Here is a 17,380-nt window from a genome sequence, read left to right as displayed (position 1 = left end):
GATCCGTCCAGCCGGCGACTCCGTCTGATGAGCGTCCGCGCGCCGCCCTCCGGTGCCCGTCCCCGCTGCCAGGGCGCGACGGTCGCTGGGGAACGCGTCCGACGTGGACGGTGGCCGAGGGGCGATCGCCTACGAAAGCCACCGTGCCGGTCCGCTCTCGGGCGGACCGGCACAGGATCGTCGGGACCGAGGGGTTGCTAGGAGATCCCGCGCTCGCGCAGGATGGCCTCGATGTCGCCGAAGTCGTCGGCGTCGGCTCCAGCTCCGGCTCCAGACCCGGAGCCCGAACCCACCTGACCGGCCGCTCCCTTGCCCGAGGGCGCGGCCTTGGGCGGTGCCGCGTCGGTCCCGCCGTTGGCGGTGCCGGCCTTGCCGCCTCGGCCCTTGGTCCCGACCCCGCGTGCCTTCATCACTCCGGAGATGACGTAGAGCAGCACCGCGAACCCACCGGTGCCGAGCCCCGCCCACAGGACTGGATTGAGGACGTTACCGACGAGCTGGGCGCCGAACACCCACAGGGCGTCGATCAGGCCGGTGAGACCGGCCGCGAGTATCAGTGAAGACCAGGCGACACCTCTCAGTCCGTAGGCGGCGCCACGGCGACGCCAAACCACCCACGACACGACGAGCCCCACCACGAACAGCGTCACGCCGAGGATCTGACCCGCGTATTGAATCTGGTCCTCCATACCTCCAGTGTGACACTCGCCCCCAAACGACGCATCCGGCCAACCCCCTAGGGGGACGGCCTTCGCGGGAGACGGGTCAGCCGATGAGGGCGTGGAGGCGGTCCAGGTCCAGGTCCTCCAACGACGCTGCCGTGTGGACGCCCTCCGGCACCGTCAACGAGGTGCCGACGACCACCGTGACGCAGCCCGCCGCGAGGGCGGACCTCGCCCCGGTGGCGGAGTCCTCCAGCGCCACGCAGTGGCCCGGCGCGACCCCCAGGCGTGCCACCGCGCGCAGGTAGGGCTCGGGGTGCGGCTTGTTGCGGCCGTCGACCTCGTCGCCGGCGACCACGGTGTCGAAGTGGTGGGTGCCCAGGGGGCCGAACGCCGGGCGGATGAGGTGGCGGTAGGTGGAGGTCACCAGAGCCGCGGGGACCGGCGACGCCGCCACCTCCGCCAGGAGGCGGGTGGCCCCGGGGCGGGGCGGCGCACCGTTGTTCAGCCGTCCACGCAGGTTGTCGACCAGGAGCGTGGCGACGTGACCGGCGGAGACGGGTCGGGTGGCGCGTTCGGCGATGTAGGCGGCGACCGCCTCGATGTGGCTCCCGAGGTTACGGTGGTGGTCGGCGTCGCCCCACACGTAGCCGAGATCCGCGCACACCTCCTTCTCCGCCTCGGCCCACAGCACCTCGGAGTCCAGCAGGGTGCCGTCCATGTCGAAGAGGACGGCGGCGAGCCCGCCGCCCGCGCCGTGCGGCGCGAGGGGCGGGCTCGGGTGTGAGATCGGAGTGTCTGTCACGCGTTGAAGTACTTCGCCTCGGGATGGTGGATGATGATGGCGTCGGTGGCCTGCTCGGGCACGAGCTGGAACTCCTCCGACAGGGTCACCCCGACGCGTTCCGGCTCGAGCAGCTTCATGATCTTGGCCCGGTCCTCCAGGTTGGGGCAGGCTCCGTAGCCCAGCGAGAAGCGGGCGCCACGGTACCCCAACTTGAAGAACGCCTCGATGTCCGCGGGATCTTCCCCCGCGAAACCGAGCTCGGATCGCACCCGGGTGTGCCAGTACTCCGCGAGCGCCTCGGTGAGCTGCACACTCAGGCCGTGCAGTTCCAGGTAGTCGCGGTAGGAGTTCGCCTCGAAGAGCTTCTGTGTGGCGCGGCTGATCGCCGAGCCGACCGTCACCGTCTGGAAGGCGACGACGTCGGTCTCACCGGACTCCTTCGGCCTGAAGTAGTCGGCCAGGCACAGGTGCCGGTCGCGGCGCTGGCGCGGGAAGGTGAACCGGGTGCGTTCCGCGCCGTCCTCGTTGAGGACGACCAGGTCGTCGCCCTCGCTGTAGCACGGGAAGTAGCCGTAGACGACCGCGGCCTCCAGCCAGCCCTCGGTCTGGATGCGGTCGAGCCACATCCGCATCCGGGGCCGTCCCTCCGTCTCGACGAGCTCCTCGTAGCTGGGGCCGTCGGCGGCGCGGGAGGCCTTGAGCCCCCACTGCCCCATGAAGGTGGCACGTTCGTCCAGGTAGGCCGTGTAGTCGGCGAGCGGGATTCCCTTGCTGATGCGGTCGCCCCAGAACGGTGGCGTGGGCACGGGGTTGACGACGGAGACGTCGCTGCGTGCCGGCATGTCCTCGGGCTCGGTCACCTTGAGCTTGGAGCCGGACTTCACGCGGCGCTGGCGCAGTGCGGGCAGTTCCGCGCCGTCCTCACCACGTTTCACCGCCATGAACGCGTCCATGAGCCGCAGCCCCTCGAACGCGTCCTTGGCGTAGCGCACCTCTCCCTCGTACAGCTCGGCGAGGTCCTCCTCCACGAAGGCACGGGTGAGCGCGGCACCGCCGAGCAACACGGGGAACTGGGAGAGCCCGCGGGAGTTCATCTCCTCGAGGTTCTCCTTCATGATCACCGTGGATTTGACCAGGAGTCCGGACATGCCGATGAGGTCGGCCCGGTTCTCCTCCGCGGCCTCCAGGATCGCCGACACCGGTTGCTTGATGCCGATGTTGACGACGTCGTAGCCGTTGTTGGAGAGGATGATGTCGACGAGGTTCTTTCCGATGTCGTGCACGTCGCCCTTGACGGTGGCGAGCACGATCCGGCCCTTCCCGTCGTCGTCGGACTTCTCCATGTGGGGCTCGAGGTGCGCGACCGCGCCCTTCATGGTCTCCGCCGACTTCAGCACGAACGGCAACTGCATCTCGCCGGATCCGAAGAGCTCGCCGACGACCTTCATCCCGGCGAGGAGGTGGTCGTTGACGATCTCCAGGGCGGCCTTCTCTGCGAGGGCCTCGTCGAGGTCGGCGTCCATGCCGTTCATCTCACCGTCGATGATCCGCCGCTCCAGGCGTTCCCACAGCGGGAGGGCCGCCAGTGCCTCGGCGCGGGACTCCTTCATCGCCTGGGCGTCAACGCCCTCGAACAGCTCCATGAACCGGGACAGGGGGTCGAAGTCGCCCTCACGCCGGTCGTAGATCAGGTCGAGCGCCGCCTGGCGCTGCTCGTCGGGGATACGGTTCATCGGCAGGATCTTCGACGCGTGCACGATCGCCGAGTCCAGTCCCGCCTCGACCGCCTCGTGCAGGTACACCGAGTTGAGGACGATCCGTCCGGCCGGGTTCAGTCCGAAGGACAGGTTGGACAGCCCCAGCGTGGTCTGGACCTCGGGGAAACGTCGCTTGAGCTCCCGGATGGCCTCCAACGTCTCGATGCCGTCGCGCCGGGTCTCCTCCTGCCCGGTGGTGATGGGGAAGGTGAGGCAGTCGATGATGATGTCACCGGTGCGCATCCCCCACTTCTCGTTCAGTTCGTTGATCAGGCGCTCGGCGACCCGCACCTTCCAGTCACGGGTCCGGGCCTGGCCCTCCTCGTCGATGCACAGGCCGACGACGGCGGCTCCGTGCTCCTTGACGAGTCGCATGATGCGGGTAAAGCGGGAGTTCTCCCCGTCACCGTCCTCGTAGTTGACCGAGTTGATGATGGCGCGGCCACCGAGCGCCTCCAGCCCGGCCTCCAGGACGCCCGGCTCGGTGGAGTCCAGCATGAGGGGCAGGGTGGAGGCGGTGGCGAACCGGGAGGCGAGCTCGCGCATGTCCGCTGTTCCGTCCCGGCCCACGTAGTCGATGTTGAGGTCGAGCACGTGCGCGCCGTCACGGATCTGGTCCCGCGCGATCTCCACGCAGTCGTCCCACCGCTCCTCGAGCATGGCCTCACGGAACTTCTTGGACCCGTTGGCGTTGGTGCGCTCCCCCACCGCGAGATAGCTCGCGTCCTGGCGGAACGGCACCGACTGGTACAGCGACGAGGAGGCGGGGTCAAACACCGGGGTCCGGTCCGTGATGCCCCGTCCCTGGACGCGCTCCACCACCTGGCGCAGGTGCTCGGGTGTGGTACCGCAGCAGCCTCCGACCATGCTCAGGCCGTAGTCACGGGTGAAGGTGTCGTGGGCGTCGGCGAGCTCCGAGGGGGTGAGCGGGTACACCGCGCCGTTCTTGCCCAGCTCCGGCAGGCCCGCGTTGGGCATGCAGGAGATGGGGATCGGTGAGTGCTGCGCCAGGTAGCGCAGGTGTTCGCTCATCTCCGCCGGCCCGGTCGCGCAGTTCATGCCCACGACGTCCACGCCCAGTGGCCGCAGAGTCGTGAGCGCGGCCCCGATCTCGGAGCCGAGGAGCATGGTGCCGGTGGTCTCGACGGTGACCTGGGCGATGATCACCGTGTCGGTGCCGAGGCTGGTGCGGGCCCGCTGCGCGCCGAGAACGGCCGCCTTGGTCTGCAGCAGGTCCTGACAGGTCTCCACGAGGATGGCGTCGGCGCCTCCCTCGATCAGACCGCGGGCGCACTGTTCGTAGTAGTCACGGAGAAGGGCGTAGGGAGCGTGGCCCAGCGAGGGAAGCTTGGTGCCGGGGCCGACGGATCCCAGGACGAATCGGGGATGGTCGGGGGTGGTGTAGTCGTCGGCGACCTCGCGGGCGAGGCGCGCGCCGGCCTCGGCGAGTTCGTAGGTGCGCTCGGGGATGTCATACTCACCCAGCGCGGCGTAGTTGGTTCCGAAGGTGTTGGTTTCCACACAGTCCGAGCCAACCTCGAAGAACGCGGCGTGCGTCTGGCGGATGACGTCGGGACGGGTGATGTTGAGAATCTCGTTGCAGCCATCGTGGCCCTGGAAATCGTCCAGGGTGATGTCGTGTTCCTGGAGCATGGTTCCCATAGCTCCGTCAGCGACTATGACTCGTCGTGCGATGGCCTCACGCAGGGATGGTCGAGAGCTCATGTGTCACCACTTTAGTGTCGGTGGGCTCGGCGGCGGCGGGCGCATCCGGTGTAACCCCGAACGCCGCGATAAAACTCCTGGTCGTCGATCCCCTTGTGGTGAAGACGGAGCGGGAGGGTTGACAGGACGTAGGGTGGGCCGTGGTCCGCCGGTCTCGCCGCCGGAGAACGGACCGCCGGGGGCCACGATGCGTAAAGGAGGCGGCCTGTGGCTGAGTTCCCGAACCTGCCCGACCTGGTTGAGCCAGTGATGGTGGCCGCGTTCGAGGGATGGAACGACGCGGGCGAGGCGGCCAGTGCCGCCACCGAGCACCTCGCGTCCCGCTGGGAGACCCAGGAGGTTGTGGCCGTCGAGTCCGACGAGTACTACGACTTCCAGGTCTCGCGCCCCAGGGCGCGGATCGTGGACGGGGTGAGTCAGGGGCTGCAGTGGCCGGCGACGCGGCTGAGCGTCGCGCGCCCCGAGGGCGCGCAGCGCGACGTGGTGTTGATGCGCGGGGTCGAGCCCAACATGCGTTGGCGGGCGTTCTGTTCCGAGCTCGTGACCGTGGCCCAACGGCTGGGCGTGCGCCGTGTGGTCCTGCTGGGCGCCCTCCTAGCGGACTCCCCGCACACCCGCCCGATCCCGGTCACCGCGACCGTGTCCACCCCGGAACTGGGCGACCGTCTCGACCTGGAGACGTCCTCCTACGAGGGACCGACCGGCGTGGTCGGGGCGCTGCACGACGCGTTCACCGAGGCCGGAATGGACGCGGTGTCGTTGTGGGCGGCGATTCCCCACTACGCGGCACAGCCCCCCTGCCCGAAGGGCACGTTGGCCCTGCTGCGCCGCGTCGAGGACGCCGCGGAGCTGTCGGTGCCCATGGGCGACCTTCCCGAGGAGGCCCGCGCGTGGGAGCGCGGGGTGGATGAGCTGGCCGACGAGGACAGTGACGTCGCGAGCTACGTGCGCAGTCTGGAGGAGGCCAAGGACGCCGCGGAGCTCCCCGAGGCGAGTGGTGACGCGATCGCGCGGGACTTCGAGCGCTACCTGAAACGCCGTGACGGTGGAAAGGGGTCGGGCGCCTGACGGGGCCGACCCCTCCCCCCGGGTGTTCGGGGCGCGTTCCGGGGGTCTTTGGGACGCGCGGATGCCTACTTGGGGCTCGCCTGAACCCCTTCCCAGATGCTCGCCGGGCGTGCCTCCGGCACGCCCGGCGCGACCGTGTGGCTCGGAGGGAGTGGGTTGCCGCAGTAGAAACAGTTGAGAGTGGCCGCGGAGTTCGTCGCGTCACATTGGCCGCAGGTCTTGACCGTCGCCCATGGGACTTCCATGGCACCTCCTGGGGGTCGGGCCGCAAGGACCGCTGAAACCGAGGCAGCGTTCGGTTCCCGCACTCCGACCCCCTACCCACACTCACCGCGTCATCAACCCGTGACAGGGAGTCTTCTCGACTCCCCGTCACACGGCGCGCGGCTCGCGTTACAGGGCGACGCCCAGGAGCGCGTCGACGGCCCTGCGGACCAGGTCGGGGGCCTCCGGGTCGGTTCCCCCCTGGTTCTCGATGGCGCGCGCCGCCCACCGGTCGACCACCGTCAGGGCGGCGGGGGCGTTCAGGTCGTCGCTCAACGCCGCCCGGATCGCGGTGACCACGTCGGCCCCGGGCTCCCCGGAGGGCAGGGCGACCGCGGAGCGCCACCGGGCCAGACGCGCAACGGCACGGTCCAGTTGGTCCGCGGTCCAGTCCCACGGCGTCGCGTAGTGGTGGTCCAGCAGGGCGAGTCGGATCGCCATCGGGTCGGCGCCCTCGGCCCGCAGGCCGGAGACGAAGACGAGGTTGCCCTGGGACTTCGACATCTTGTCCCCGTCGAGCCCGACCATGGCGACGTGACAGTACTGCTGGGCTTGGGGCGCGTGCCCCGTGGCGCACTCGGCCTCGGCCGCCCCCATCTCGTGGTGGGGGAAGACCAGGTCCACGCCGCCGCCGTTGACGTCGAATCCGGATCCGAGCTCGTGCAGGGAGATCGCGCTGCACTCCACGTGCCAGCCGGGGCGGCCTCGGCCGAGGGGAGAGTCCCACGCCGGCTCACCGGGGCGCTCGGCGCGCCACAGCAGCCAGTCCAGGGGATCCTTCTTCCCGGCGCGGGTGGGGTCGCCGCCACGCTCGCCGAACAGGTCCAGCATGGTGTCGCGGTCCAGTCCGCTCACGGCGCCGAAGTGCGGGGCCGAGGCGACGGAAAAGTAGACGTCACCCTCGAGCTCGTAGGCGGCGCCTCGGGCGCGGACCCGCTGGACGAGGTCGGCGATGAGGTCGATGGACTCCACCACCCCCACGAACGAGCGCGGTGGCAACACGCGTAGCGCTTCCATGTCGGCGCGAAAGACGTCGATCTCCCGCGCCGCCAGAGCGCGCCAGTCCTCACCGGTGGCCGCGGCCCGCTCGAGCAGCGGATCGTCGATGTCGGTCACGTTCTGCACGTAGTGCACCTCCGCGCCGGCGTCCCGCCACACCCGATTGAGGAGGTCGAAGGTGAGGTAGGTGAACGCGTGTCCGAGGTGGGCGGCGTCGTAGGGGGTGATGCCGCACACGTACAACCGCTTCGTCGTGCCGGGGGCTGCCGGTGACGGATCGGCACCGGGCTGCGGAGCGCTGTTCAGTCGCAGTGGCCGCGGGGTTCCATCCAGGCGCGGTACGTCGTCCGAGGACCAAGATTGCATGGATTCGAGACTATCCGCCCGCTTGCACGCGGGTAATCAGGCGCACGCTGAACAGGACGACCGTGGCGCACAGCAATCCCATCGTGACGTCACCGTGCATCCAGTGCAGCCACGACGCGGGCATCGCGACGAGGTACAACAACCAGTACGCCCACACCTCGACCCCTGCCGCGCGACGGACGGGCCGCCCCGAACCGCCACCGGGCGCCGGCGAGTCCTCGATTCCCTGTCGCAGCCGCACTGGCCTCCACCCGCTATCCTCTCGGCACACCCCCATGGACACGAACGGCAGCGTCGAACGGGGTCGAACAGACTCGACGACCGTTCGCGCTGATTGGACGTCCCGCGCGTGCTCCCGGTTTACCCCGACGGTGGTCGCGGCTGGTGAGCGTCGGTTCCGGGTGGAGTAGGGCTTGGGGTGACGGGGAGGGAACTGTGATGGAGGACGAACGTGACCCAGCGGGGTAGGCATCAGACGGACGACGCTTCCTCCCTGGAAGTGGCGCTGACCGGCCTGAGCGCCGCGGACGTCGCGGAGCGCGTCGCGGCGGGCCGCGCCAACGACTTGCCGCTGCGGTCCGGGCGCAGCCTGGGCCAGATCATCCGCGCGAACGTCTTCACCCGAATCAACGCGATGATCGCCGTCCTGTTCACCATCATCGCGATCATCGGACCGGTCCAGGACGGGCTCTTCGCGCTCGTGATCGTGATCAACACACTGATCGGCATCGTGCAGGAGCTGCGGGCGAAACGCACCCTGGACAAGTTGGCGATCGTCAGCGCCGCACGGCCACGGGTCGTGCGCGACGGTCACTCGGTCGAGGTGGGCCTGCAGGACGTCGTCCAGGACGACCTGGTGGACTTCGCCCAGGGCGACCAGGCGGTGGTCGACGGTGAGGTGGTCACGTCCTCGGGGTTGGAGGTCGACGAGTCGCTGTTGACCGGCGAGTCCGACCCGGTGCACAAGCGTCCCGGCGACCCGGTGATGTCGGGCAGCTTCGTGGTCGCGGGCCAGGGTGTGTTCCGCGCCACGCGCGTGGGGCGCAGTTCCTATGCCGCGCGCCTCACCGAGGAGGCGAGCCGGTACTCCCAAGCACCCTCCGAGCTACGTACCGGGGTGAACCGCATCCTGCGGGTGATCACCTGGCTGCTCTTCCCCACCGGCGCGCTCCTCATCTACAGCCAACTGTTCGGTCACGGTCACGCCGCCAACTTGGTGGGCGAGTCCTACGCCCAGATCGTGTCCGGGCCGATCGGTAACGCGCTGCGCGGCATGGTGGCCGGTCTGGTCTCGATGATCCCCGAAGGGCTGGTGCTGCTGATCAGCATCGCCTTGGCGGTGGGGGTGATTCGCCTCGCCCGGCGTAGGTGTCTGGTGCAGGAGCTGCCGGCGATCGAGGGGCTCGCCCGGGTCGACGTGGTGTGCGTGGACAAGACCGGCACACTCACCGAGGCGGGGATGCGGGTCGCCGCCGTCGTGGAACTCGCCGAGGAGGACACTCGCGGCGGACGATCGGAGGCGGAGGCCCCCGAGGTGGCGCTCGCGGCGCTCGCCGCGGCCGATCCACGGCCGAACCTGAGTATGGCGGCGATCGCGGAGGCCTATCCCGAGGCGCCCCCGTGGCCGGTGACGGCGATCGCCATGTTCTCCTCCGAGCGACGCTGGAGCGGTACGAGCTTCCAGACCGAGGGAGGCGAACACCACTGGGTGATCGGGGCGCCCGACGCCCTGGTGGATCGGCGGGACCCCGCCGCGGTGCGGGCCGAGGAGCTGGCCGGTACGGGTGTGCGAGTGCTGCTGTTGGGGCGTGCCCAGGGGCGGGTGGACCCGGCCCGGCCACCGCGCCACGTGCTTCCGGTCGCACTCGTCGTGTTGGAACAGCGGGTCCGCTCCGACGCCGCGAGCACCCTCGCCTACTTCCGGGACCAGGGAGTCGAGGTGAAGGTGATCTCCGGGGACACCCCGACGGCGGTCGGGGCCGTCGCCCGTGAGCTCGGACTGCCCCGGGCGGACGCGCCGATCGACGCCCGTGAACTGCCCGACGACCCCGACGAGCTCGCCCGCGCGGTGGACGAGGGGTCGGTCTTCGGACGGGTCACCCCGGAACGCAAGCGGGAGATGGTCCGTGCCCTTCAGTCCCGCGGGCACACGGTGGCGATGACCGGGGACGGCGTCAACGACGTGCTGGCGTTGAAGGAGTCCGACATCGGCGTCGCGATGGGCTCGGGCAGCCCGGCGTCACGCTCGATCTCCCAGTTGGTGCTGCTGGACAACCGGTTCGCCACCCTCCCCCGGGTGGTGGCCGAGGGGCGCCGTGTGGTCGGCAACATCGAACGGGTCGCGAACCTGTTCCTGACCAAGACCATCTACTCGATCACGATGGTGTCGGTCGTGAGCGCGTTGAGCCTGGTCTATCCGTTCTTCCCGCGGCACGCGACACTGATCAACGCGGTGACCTTCGGGATACCGTCCTTCTTCCTGGCGCTCGCCCCCAACATCGAGCGGGCCCGCCCCGGCTTCGTGCGCCGCACCCTACGCCTGGCCGTCCCCTCCGGTGTCATCGCCGGAGCGATGACGATGGTGACCTACCTGCTGGTCCTGGACAACGCCGGAGCGCCCGACGTCGGCGACCGGACCGCCGCGCTGATCACGCTGTGCGTGGTCACCATGTGGGTGCTGCTGGTGGTGACGAAACCCTACGTGTGGTGGAAGGTCGCCCTGGTGGGCGGTATGGCCGCTGCGTTGACCGGGGTGATGCTGGTGCCGTTCGCGCGCGAGTTCTTCGCTCTGGACGTGAGCGACCCGGCGAAGGTCAGCCTGGCCCTGACCGTCGGGGCGGTCGGAGCGCTGCTGGTGACCGTGGTGCGGGTCGTGGACGACCGCTTCCTCGACAGCGGACGCGGGGCGGACACCGAGGTGCCACCGAAGGTGACGCGGGGTCAGACCGGAGGGTAGGGCACCGCCGGCCACTCTGGTGAGGGGTAGGGGTAGGCGCCGTGCTCGGCCAGGATCTCCGCGCGCCGACGTGCGGCGTAGACCTCGTCCGCGGTCACCAGTGGTGCGAGCTCCGCGTTGAGGTCACTCGCGGGGTCGCGCAGGCGGGCCGCGAGCCGGTTCAGGGCCTCCCGGTCCGCGGCGGGGATCGGGGTCCCGCGCCACTGCCACAGCACGGTGCGCAGTTTGTACCGCACGGAGAAGGACACCCCGTGGTCACAGCCGAGGATCGCGCCGTCGGGGGTCGCCAGCAGATGCCCGGCCTTGCGGTCGGAGTTGTTGATGACCGCGTCCAGTAGGGCGATCCGGCGCAGGTCGGGATCGTCGCGGCGTCCCGCCAGCTCGATGACGTCGACCTCGGGGTCGGTCTCGACCCACATCTGGCACATGCCCTGGCCCAGGGGGCCGTCACGAAGCACCGTCGGGGGGATCACCTGCCAGCCCAGCGACCACGCGACGCGGTGGGCGGCGACCTCCCGCCCGGCCAACGTTCCGGTGGGAAAGTCCCAAAGGGGGCGCTCGCCGGCGATCGGCTTGTAGACGCACCGGGCCTGGACGTCCCCGGACCGCAGGACCGCCAGCCACGTCTGGTTGGAGGCCGCGGTGAGGCGTTCCACGAGATCGATCGTGCCGTCGGCGAGCAGGGGCGCGACGTCGGGACCGGCGACACCGTCGAAGGAGAGGGTCATCGGTCGTGACTCACAGGGACACGCGCTTGTAGCCGTTCTTGCGGGGGCACACGTGGCCCTCGGGGTCTAGGGGCTGGCCGCAGAGGGGACAGTTGGGCCGACCGGCCGCGACGACCCGTTGTGCGCGCTTGGCGAACGCGAGGGCGGCGCCGGCGGTCAGGTGGACACGCAGCACCTCGTGCGGGGAGTCGTCGGCGAACACGTCGGTCTCCTCGGTGCTCCCCTCGGTCTCCTCCGCGGCCTCCTGCGCCTCGACGATGACCTGGCTCGACTCGGGGTCCCAGGCGAGAGCCATCCGCCCCACCCGGAAGTCCTCCTCGAGTGGCTGTTGCAGGGGGGCGTCGTCGACGTCGGGATCCGCCGCGAGGTCGTCGCCGAACCGCTGTCGCACCTCGTCCAGGAGTTCCTCGACGCGTTCGGCCAGCGCGGCGACCTGAGCCTTCTCCAGCACGACGCTGGTGATCCGCTCGGCGTCGACGGCCTGGAGGAAGAACGTCCGGTCGCCCGGCTCCCCCACGGTCCCCACCACGAACCGCTGCGGCGGGTCGTATCTGTACACAGGCATGGCAGCACCCTACGCGGTTGACGGGCGATCCGGCGAAGTCGAGCCGCCGCCTCCACCACCGACGACGGCGTCCCCGGACGCTGTCGTGTCGTCGGGGGCGAGGCCAGAGACGGCACCGCCCGTGTCGTTGACGCGTAGCACGAACGGTCTGGTGGCGGTGTAGCGCACCACCGACAGGGAGCAGGGGTCGACCTGGATCCGCTGGAACTGGTCGAGGTGGAGGCCCAGCGCGTCGGCGAGCAGGGACTTGATGATGTCGCCGTGGCTACAGACCAGGTAAACCGGGTTCGCGTGGCGCGCGGCGAGTGTGGCGTTGTGGTCGCGGACGGCGGACACCGCCCTGGCCGCGGCGGCGGCCATCGCCTCGCCGGCGGGGAAGGTGACCGCGCTGGGGTGCGCCTGCACCACGGGCCAGAGGGGCTCCTTGGACAGGTCGGTGAGGGACCGCCCCGTCCAGTCCCCGTAGTCGAGCTCCAGGAACCGCTCGTCGGTCCGCACCGTGGGATGGGTGTCGGCTCCGCGGGCGAGGATGGCCGCGGTCTCCGCGCAGCGCTCCAGTGGGCTGGAGATGACGGCGTCCAGGCGGAGGGTGGACAGGCGACGGGCCAGGGCCTCCGCCTGATCCCGCCCCCGGTCGTCCAGCGGCAGCCCGGGCGCGCGCCCGGCGAGGCTGACCCCGGTCTCCGCGGTGAGGCCGTGGCGCGCGAGAAGAAGCGTGACAGAGCCGCTCATCGTCCACGGCCCGGTGTGTGGGGACCCACATCGTCTGACATGGCCGGGACCCTACCAGCCGGCCGTGTCCCTTCCCGCCGAGGGCTGGGGCGAGCGGGCGTTCGAGGATCTACCGAGGGTCGAGCCGGGGCGGCTCGAGCGGCGCGTCCCACATGTGGGACGCGGCTCCCTTCCGTCGCGAGAGGACCGCTCCTGGACACGAATCGGGACCCACCGGGTGGGACGCCCGAACACGACCATGCCCCGAGGCCCACCACGGCGCCGATGAGGATCGACGCCAGTCCGCGCTCCGAGAGGACCGCTCCCGTGTGGCTCAACGCCACGGCCGCTACGGGGAGAGCCGACTTGATGAGGATCACGTCGTGGACACGCTCGGCGGACAGCTTCCGCGCTCGTCCGGCGGGGTGTCCGCGGACAGGGCCCGCACCGGGACCAGAGCGCTGATCACCACCGCCACGAACGCCATGAGGTACATCGGCAGCGGCCCCGTGTCGATCCCGAAGCCACCGTCGAACGAACCGACGTTGGACGCGAACGCGGGAAGGACCATCACGCCCGCGATCACGAAGACGGAGAGGATCCGCGGGGAGCGGAGCGGCGAGGGTCCGCGCCACAGACTGGTGAAGCATCCCGGATCGTCGCGTTCGGCATGGCGTGGGCTGGTGGGGATGTCGGTCATGGACGGGGACGCTACTTAAGCCACCCTGACTCCCCGTCCGTGAATCGGGTGTCCGAGCGATAGCGGACAGGTCGTGACCGGTGTCGGACGCCTCGGGCCTAGGGAGTGGTCTGGGTTCGGGTGTCCAGCAGGGCGTCCCACATGTGCGACGTCGCGCCGTCGCGTTCGAGTTGGTCCTGGATTCGTTCCAGCACGCGCCTGCGGGGGACGGCGACGAGGAGCAGGCCCACCGCGCTGGCGACGGCGCCCGTCGCGAGCGGCAACAGGCTGCTCTCCCTGGTCACGAACGTGGCGACGAATCCGAAGAGCACCGGCGCCTCACACAGTGCCAGGCGAATGAACGTCCGGCTGTGGACGATCTCCGCGGACGTCCGGCCGGCCTCCTCCGGCGGAGTGTCGACCGGCAACGCGGGAACGGGGAACACCGCGGCCACCCCGACCGCGCCGAGGCCCATGGCGGGCAGGAAAAGCGCGAACGGATCCACCAGCGCGCCCTCGGGGGGCACGGTGAGGAAGCCGAGCACGGGGAGAAGCCCACAGGGAACGACGAACACAACGAGGGAGATGAGTCGCAGCGTGCCCAGGCGCGGGTGCCGGGTGACGCTGGGCAGGAAACCTGGGTCGTCGACGTGGGTGCGGTGACCGAAACCGTTCATGGGCGGGCACGCTACCACCACCTCACCCCGTGGCTCCGACGTTGGTCGCCCTTGAGACGTGGTGATCGTGCCCCGCTCGGTGTGAGGATCGGCACCCCGGACTCGGTGCGCGGGGTGGGAAACGCGACCGTTTGGGGGTGTGGGGGACGTGGACGGCGCGCGAGGCTCCACGGCGGTGTCGCGGATTCGGGGTACGCTCCGCCGCATGGAGCAGCGACAACTCGGCGGATCGGGCCTCTGGGTCTCCCAGCTCGCGCTGGGCACCATGACCTGGGGCAAGGACGTCGAAGAGGACGCGGCGGCCGACCAGTTGGCGGCCTTCGTGGAGGCGGGCGGCACGCTCGTGGACACCGCCGACATCTACGCCGACGGAGCGTCGGAGCGACTCGTCGGTGACCTCACGTCCTCGGTGGTCCGTCGGGGCGACGTTCTCATCGCGAGCAAGGCGGGGCACTCCCCCCGCGGGTTCCGACCGCACAACACCTCGCGCCACCACCTGATGTCGGCCCTGGACCAGTCGCTCTCCCGGCTTCGCACGGACTACATCGACCTGTGGCAGCTCCACGTCTACGACCCCACGACCCCCGTTGAGGAGACCATGGCGGCGGTGGACACCGCCGTCGCGTCGGGCCGCGTCCGCTACGTGGGGGTCGCCGGGGTCGAGGCCTGGCAGTGGGCGAAGATCGCGACCTGGCAACGCGCGGGGGCGAGCCAGGGACGCTCTCCCGTCGTGTCGGCGGGCACGGAGTACTCACTCCTCAACCGCGTGGTGGAACGGGACCTGCTCCCCGCGGTCGACGACGCCGGCGCGAGCCTGTTGGCGTGGTCTCCGTTGGGGCGAGGCGTCCTGACCGGGAAGTACCGGTCCTCTCGCCCCGTGGGGTCGCGTGGGGCGTCACGCACGATGTCGGGCTTCGTGGAACCCTACCTGGACGAGGTCAGCGGCCGCATCGTCGAGTCGGTGTGCACCGCCGCGGACGGGTTGGGTGTCTCCCCGCTGGCCGTCGCGCTCAGTTGGGTGATGCACCAGCCTCGGGTCGCGTCGGCCGTGGTCGGCGCCCGCACCGCGGAACAGCTCACCGCGACCCTGGACGGGACTCGGGTGGCCCTGCCCGAGGAGATCCGATCGGCCCTCAGCGACGTGTCGGGCATCGACGACTGAATCCCCCGAGTCACGCTCCGGAATCCCGCCGGACCGTCTGGCGACGGCATGCGCCGTCGCCCCCAGGCGAGTGGGCGTCGCGGGTAGCCGGGCGACGTGATACTGGCCCAGGAGGCTCCCGCCGCCGCCAGCGACGCGCGGACCCGGCCCACAGAGGCGCCCCACCCGTCACACCCGCGCCGCCACCAGAGCCCGCCACTGGTGTCGCACCCGTGAACGACCCAGGCCGGGAATCGCCCGCGTCCTCCGTCGCGACATCGCGGTCCAGGGCGCCGCCAGTGGCCTTGGCACGACCACCGGTCCCCGCCGGCTGAACGGCCATAGCCGGCACTCCCTACGAGGGACGTCGGCGACCGGAGAACGTACCGCGGTCGAGCGAGATCACGCTGCCGCCAGCGACGCGCCGAACGGGACGACCGAGGCGACCCACGCGCCACCGATGATCAGCCCCGCCCCCACCGATCCGATCGGGAAAGCGACGCCCCGCGTCTCCCGGCCGGTGTCGCACCCGTGGACGTACACGCCCCGCGCCACTCGGTGTCCCCAGCCCGCCGGGGACAGCGCACCCCGCCGCCTCGAGCCAAGTGCCGAACCGGACGACCGACCGCACCCGTCCCCAGCGGTTTCCGGGACGGCACGTCTCCCGCCGCGACCTCGCGGTTCCGGTCGACGCTCTCCGGACGGCCGCACGTCAGGGACGGGTCACACTTGGTCGAGGAAGCCGCCGTCGACCACGAGGTTACGGCCGGTGACATAACTCGCCGCGGGGCTGGCCAGGAACGCCACGGTCCGCGCGACCTCCTCGGGGGTACCGAGCCGTCCCATCGGGATGCGGTCCCGCACGTCGGAGTAGAAATCGGGCTGGTCACGGCGACGCCGTTCCCAACTGCCACCGGGAAACTCGATCGGGCCGGGCGACACCGTGTTCAGCCGCACGCCGTCGGCGGCCCAGTCGCGGGCGAGCGACGCCACGTAGTGGTTGACGGCGGCCTTGAGGGCACCGTAGGCGCGCGGTCCGGCGGGTGCCGTCGTGTGCAGCGCCGAGGTGCTGGAGATGGCCACCAGCGCTCCGCCGCGTTCGGAGGCCGCGAGGTGGGGGCGCGCGGCCTCGGCGAGGGTGACGAGGGGGAGCACGTCGACGCCGAAGTTGCGTTCCCACTCGTCCGGAGCGGCCGAACCCCCGGCGGACACGTTGGACACGACGACGTCGACGCCGCCGAGGCGCTCGGCCGCGTCCCCGACGAACTTTCGCAGGGCGGTGGTGTCGGACACGTCGAGGGCGGTGGCGAACACCGTGGATCCGGTCGCGGAGAGCGAGTCGGCGGTCTCGGTCACGGTGTGCGGGGTACGGGCGCAGATCGCCAGGTCGGCGCCCTCGCCCGCGAGTACCTCAGCGATCGCCCGTCCGATTCCGCGACTCGCTCCGGTGACGACCACGCGCGCGCCACGAAGTCCCAGATCCATGGTGTCCGCCCCCTCGGTCAGGCTCCGGTCGCGTGCAGGCCGCCGTCGACGTGCACGATCTCCCCGGTGGTGGCGGGGAACCAGTCCGACAACAGCGCGATGATCGCCTTGGCCGCCGGCTCGGGGTCCTTCAGCTCCCATCCGAGCGGCGCTCGCTCGGTCCAGGTCTTCTCGAACTCCTCGAACCCGGGGATGTTGGAGGCGGCGGTGGTCCGGATGGGGCCGGCCGCGACGAGGTTGACGCGGACGTCCCTCTCCCCCAGGTATCGGGCGAGGTAGCGGGACACCGACTCCATGGTCGCCTTGGAGACGCCCATCCAGTCGTAGACGGGCCAGGCGACGGTCGCGTCGAAGTCCAGTCCCACCACGGATCCGCCGTCCTCCATGAGCGGGAGGGCCGCCATGGTGAGCGACTTCAGGGAGTAGGCGGAGACGTGCAGGGCGTTGGCGACGTCGTCCCACTCGGTGTTGAGGAAGTTGCCGCCCAGGGCCGTCTGCGGCGCGAACGCGACCGCGTGCACGATGCCGTCGATCCCGTCGACGTGCTCGCGAACCTTGTCGGCGAGCCCGGCGAGGTGGTCAGGGTCGGTCACGTCCAGCTCGATGACGGGCGGCGGCTCGGGCAGCTTCTTCGCCACCCGCTCCACCAGACTCATTCGTCCGTAGCCGGTGAGCACGACGGTGGCGCCCTGTTCCTGGGCGAGGCGGGCCGCGCTGAACGCGATGGAGGAGGTGGTCAGCACCCCTGTGATGAGCAGGCGCTTACCTTCGAGGAGACCCATGGGTATCCGTTTCTTGTCGGTTGCTGGA

At 70.5% G+C, this 17,380-nt stretch carries 16 protein-coding genes; 3 read left to right on the top strand and 13 right to left on the bottom strand.

Annotated features, from left to right (window positions below; translation table 11 throughout):
* Positions 1–197 precede the first annotated feature (197 nt).
* From J4H86_RS01225 to metH, 3 genes are all read right to left on the bottom strand, one after another.
* Entirely contained in the window at positions 198–689 is a 492-nt protein-coding gene (locus J4H86_RS01225) for a cellulose synthase (protein WP_236541347.1), read from the bottom strand.
* Between the two features lie 76 nt (positions 690–765).
* Positions 766–1,467, bottom strand: a complete 702-nt coding sequence (locus tag J4H86_RS01220) for an HAD family hydrolase (protein ID WP_236541346.1) — start codon at positions 1,465–1,467, stop codon at positions 766–768.
* Positions 1,464–4,931: a methionine synthase gene (gene metH / locus J4H86_RS01215; RefSeq protein ID WP_236541345.1), complete on the bottom strand. Its 3,468-nt coding sequence runs from the start codon at positions 4,929–4,931 to the stop codon at positions 1,464–1,466. The genes J4H86_RS01220 and metH overlap by 4 nt, the downstream gene beginning before the upstream one ends.
* A gap of 207 nt (positions 4,932–5,138) precedes the next feature.
* Here metH and J4H86_RS01210 point away from each other — a divergent pair, with 207 nt between their 5' ends.
* A complete protein-coding gene (locus J4H86_RS01210) occupies positions 5,139–5,999 on the top strand; it encodes a PAC2 family protein (RefSeq protein ID WP_330932469.1) in 861 nt (286 codons plus the stop codon).
* A 393-nt stretch (positions 6,000–6,392) separates the two neighbouring features.
* On the opposite strand, the gene mshC is transcribed toward J4H86_RS01210, so the two are convergent.
* Together mshC and J4H86_RS01200 are read right to left on the bottom strand one after the other, a co-directional pair.
* Complete coding sequence (mshC, locus tag J4H86_RS01205) at positions 6,393–7,628, bottom strand: cysteine--1-D-myo-inosityl 2-amino-2-deoxy-alpha-D-glucopyranoside ligase (RefSeq protein ID WP_236541344.1); 1,236 nt, start codon at positions 7,626–7,628, stop codon at positions 6,393–6,395.
* A gap of 10 nt (positions 7,629–7,638) precedes the next feature.
* Positions 7,639–7,869: a hypothetical protein gene (locus J4H86_RS01200; RefSeq protein WP_236541343.1), complete on the bottom strand. Its 231-nt coding sequence runs from the start codon at positions 7,867–7,869 to the stop codon at positions 7,639–7,641.
* A gap of 210 nt (positions 7,870–8,079) precedes the next feature.
* On the opposite strand from J4H86_RS01200, the gene J4H86_RS01195 reads away from it, so the two are divergent.
* A complete protein-coding gene (locus J4H86_RS01195; protein WP_236541342.1) occupies positions 8,080–10,584 on the top strand; it encodes an HAD-IC family P-type ATPase in 2,505 nt (834 codons plus the stop codon).
* On the opposite strand, the gene J4H86_RS01190 is transcribed toward J4H86_RS01195, so the two are convergent.
* The 5 genes from J4H86_RS01190 to J4H86_RS01170 all read right to left on the bottom strand — a co-directional run bounded on the left by J4H86_RS01190 (position 10,569) and on the right by J4H86_RS01170 (position 13,944).
* Entirely contained in the window at positions 10,569–11,312 is a 744-nt protein-coding gene (locus J4H86_RS01190) for an SCO1664 family protein (protein ID WP_236541341.1), read from the bottom strand. The genes J4H86_RS01195 and J4H86_RS01190 overlap by 16 nt on opposite strands.
* 10 nt (positions 11,313–11,322) lie before the next feature.
* Entirely contained in the window at positions 11,323–11,877 is a 555-nt protein-coding gene (locus tag J4H86_RS01185; RefSeq protein ID WP_236541340.1) for a DUF3090 family protein, read from the bottom strand.
* A 9-nt stretch (positions 11,878–11,886) separates the two neighbouring features.
* Positions 11,887–12,609 carry an MSMEG_4193 family putative phosphomutase gene (locus J4H86_RS01180; RefSeq protein WP_236541339.1) on the bottom strand — a complete coding sequence of 241 codons (723 nt, stop codon included), beginning with the start codon at positions 12,607–12,609 and terminating at the stop codon, positions 11,887–11,889.
* Between the two features lie 355 nt (positions 12,610–12,964).
* On the bottom strand, positions 12,965–13,288 hold the full coding sequence (locus tag J4H86_RS01175) for a hypothetical protein (RefSeq protein WP_236541338.1): 324 nt from the start codon (positions 13,286–13,288) through the stop codon (positions 12,965–12,967).
* A 98-nt stretch (positions 13,289–13,386) separates the two neighbouring features.
* Positions 13,387–13,944: a hypothetical protein gene (locus J4H86_RS01170; protein ID WP_236541337.1), complete on the bottom strand. Its 558-nt coding sequence runs from the start codon at positions 13,942–13,944 to the stop codon at positions 13,387–13,389.
* 205 nt (positions 13,945–14,149) lie between these two features.
* Here J4H86_RS01170 and J4H86_RS01165 point away from each other — a divergent pair, with 205 nt between their 5' ends.
* Complete coding sequence (locus tag J4H86_RS01165) at positions 14,150–15,106, top strand: aldo/keto reductase (RefSeq protein ID WP_236541336.1); 957 nt, start codon at positions 14,150–14,152, stop codon at positions 15,104–15,106.
* Between the two features lie 381 nt (positions 15,107–15,487).
* On the opposite strand, the gene J4H86_RS01160 is transcribed toward J4H86_RS01165, so the two are convergent.
* From J4H86_RS01160 to fabI, 3 genes are all read right to left on the bottom strand, one after another.
* Positions 15,488–15,640, bottom strand: a complete 153-nt coding sequence (locus J4H86_RS01160) for a hypothetical protein (RefSeq protein WP_236541335.1) — start codon at positions 15,638–15,640, stop codon at positions 15,488–15,490.
* Positions 15,641–15,808: 168 nt separating this feature from the next.
* Entirely contained in the window at positions 15,809–16,570 is a 762-nt protein-coding gene (locus tag J4H86_RS01155) for an SDR family NAD(P)-dependent oxidoreductase (RefSeq protein ID WP_236541334.1), read from the bottom strand.
* Positions 16,571–16,587: 17 nt separating this feature from the next.
* Complete coding sequence (gene fabI, locus J4H86_RS01150; RefSeq protein ID WP_236541333.1) at positions 16,588–17,352, bottom strand: enoyl-ACP reductase FabI; 765 nt, start codon at positions 17,350–17,352, stop codon at positions 16,588–16,590.
* Between the last annotated feature and the right edge of the window lie 28 nt (positions 17,353–17,380).

Origin of the sequence: Spiractinospora alimapuensis (assembly GCF_018437505.1) — a bacterium.
In the GTDB taxonomy this organism is placed as follows: domain Bacteria; phylum Actinomycetota; class Actinomycetes; order Streptosporangiales; family Streptosporangiaceae; genus Spiractinospora; species Spiractinospora alimapuensis.
This window is presented reverse-complemented; position numbering and strand designations above follow the sequence as displayed.

Bases quoted from the DNA above. Each gene is read 5' to 3' on its own strand.
- J4H86_RS01225 (WP_236541347.1), bottom strand. From the start codon at position 689: ATGGAGGACCAGATTCAATACGCGGGTCAGATCCTCGGCGTGACGCTG.
- metH (WP_236541345.1), bottom strand. From the start codon at position 4,931: ATGAGCTCTCGACCATCCCTGCGTGAGGCCATCGCACGACGAGTCATA.
- mshC (WP_236541344.1), bottom strand. From the start codon at position 7,628: ATGCAATCTTGGTCCTCGGACGACGTACCGCGCCTGGATGGAACCCCG.
- J4H86_RS01190 (WP_236541341.1), bottom strand. From the start codon at position 11,312: ATGACCCTCTCCTTCGACGGTGTCGCCGGTCCCGACGTCGCGCCCCTG.
- J4H86_RS01185 (WP_236541340.1), bottom strand. From the start codon at position 11,877: ATGCCTGTGTACAGATACGACCCGCCGCAGCGGTTCGTGGTGGGGACC.
- J4H86_RS01180 (WP_236541339.1), bottom strand. From the start codon at position 12,609: ATGAGCGGCTCTGTCACGCTTCTTCTCGCGCGCCACGGCCTCACCGCG.
- J4H86_RS01175 (WP_236541338.1), bottom strand. From the start codon at position 13,288: ATGACCGACATCCCCACCAGCCCACGCCATGCCGAACGCGACGATCCG.
- J4H86_RS01170 (WP_236541337.1), bottom strand. From the start codon at position 13,944: ATGAACGGTTTCGGTCACCGCACCCACGTCGACGACCCAGGTTTCCTG.
- J4H86_RS01165 (WP_236541336.1), top strand. From the start codon at position 14,150: ATGGAGCAGCGACAACTCGGCGGATCGGGCCTCTGGGTCTCCCAGCTC.
- J4H86_RS01155 (WP_236541334.1), bottom strand. From the start codon at position 16,570: ATGGATCTGGGACTTCGTGGCGCGCGCGTGGTCGTCACCGGAGCGAGT.
- fabI (WP_236541333.1), bottom strand. From the start codon at position 17,352: ATGGGTCTCCTCGAAGGTAAGCGCCTGCTCATCACAGGGGTGCTGACC.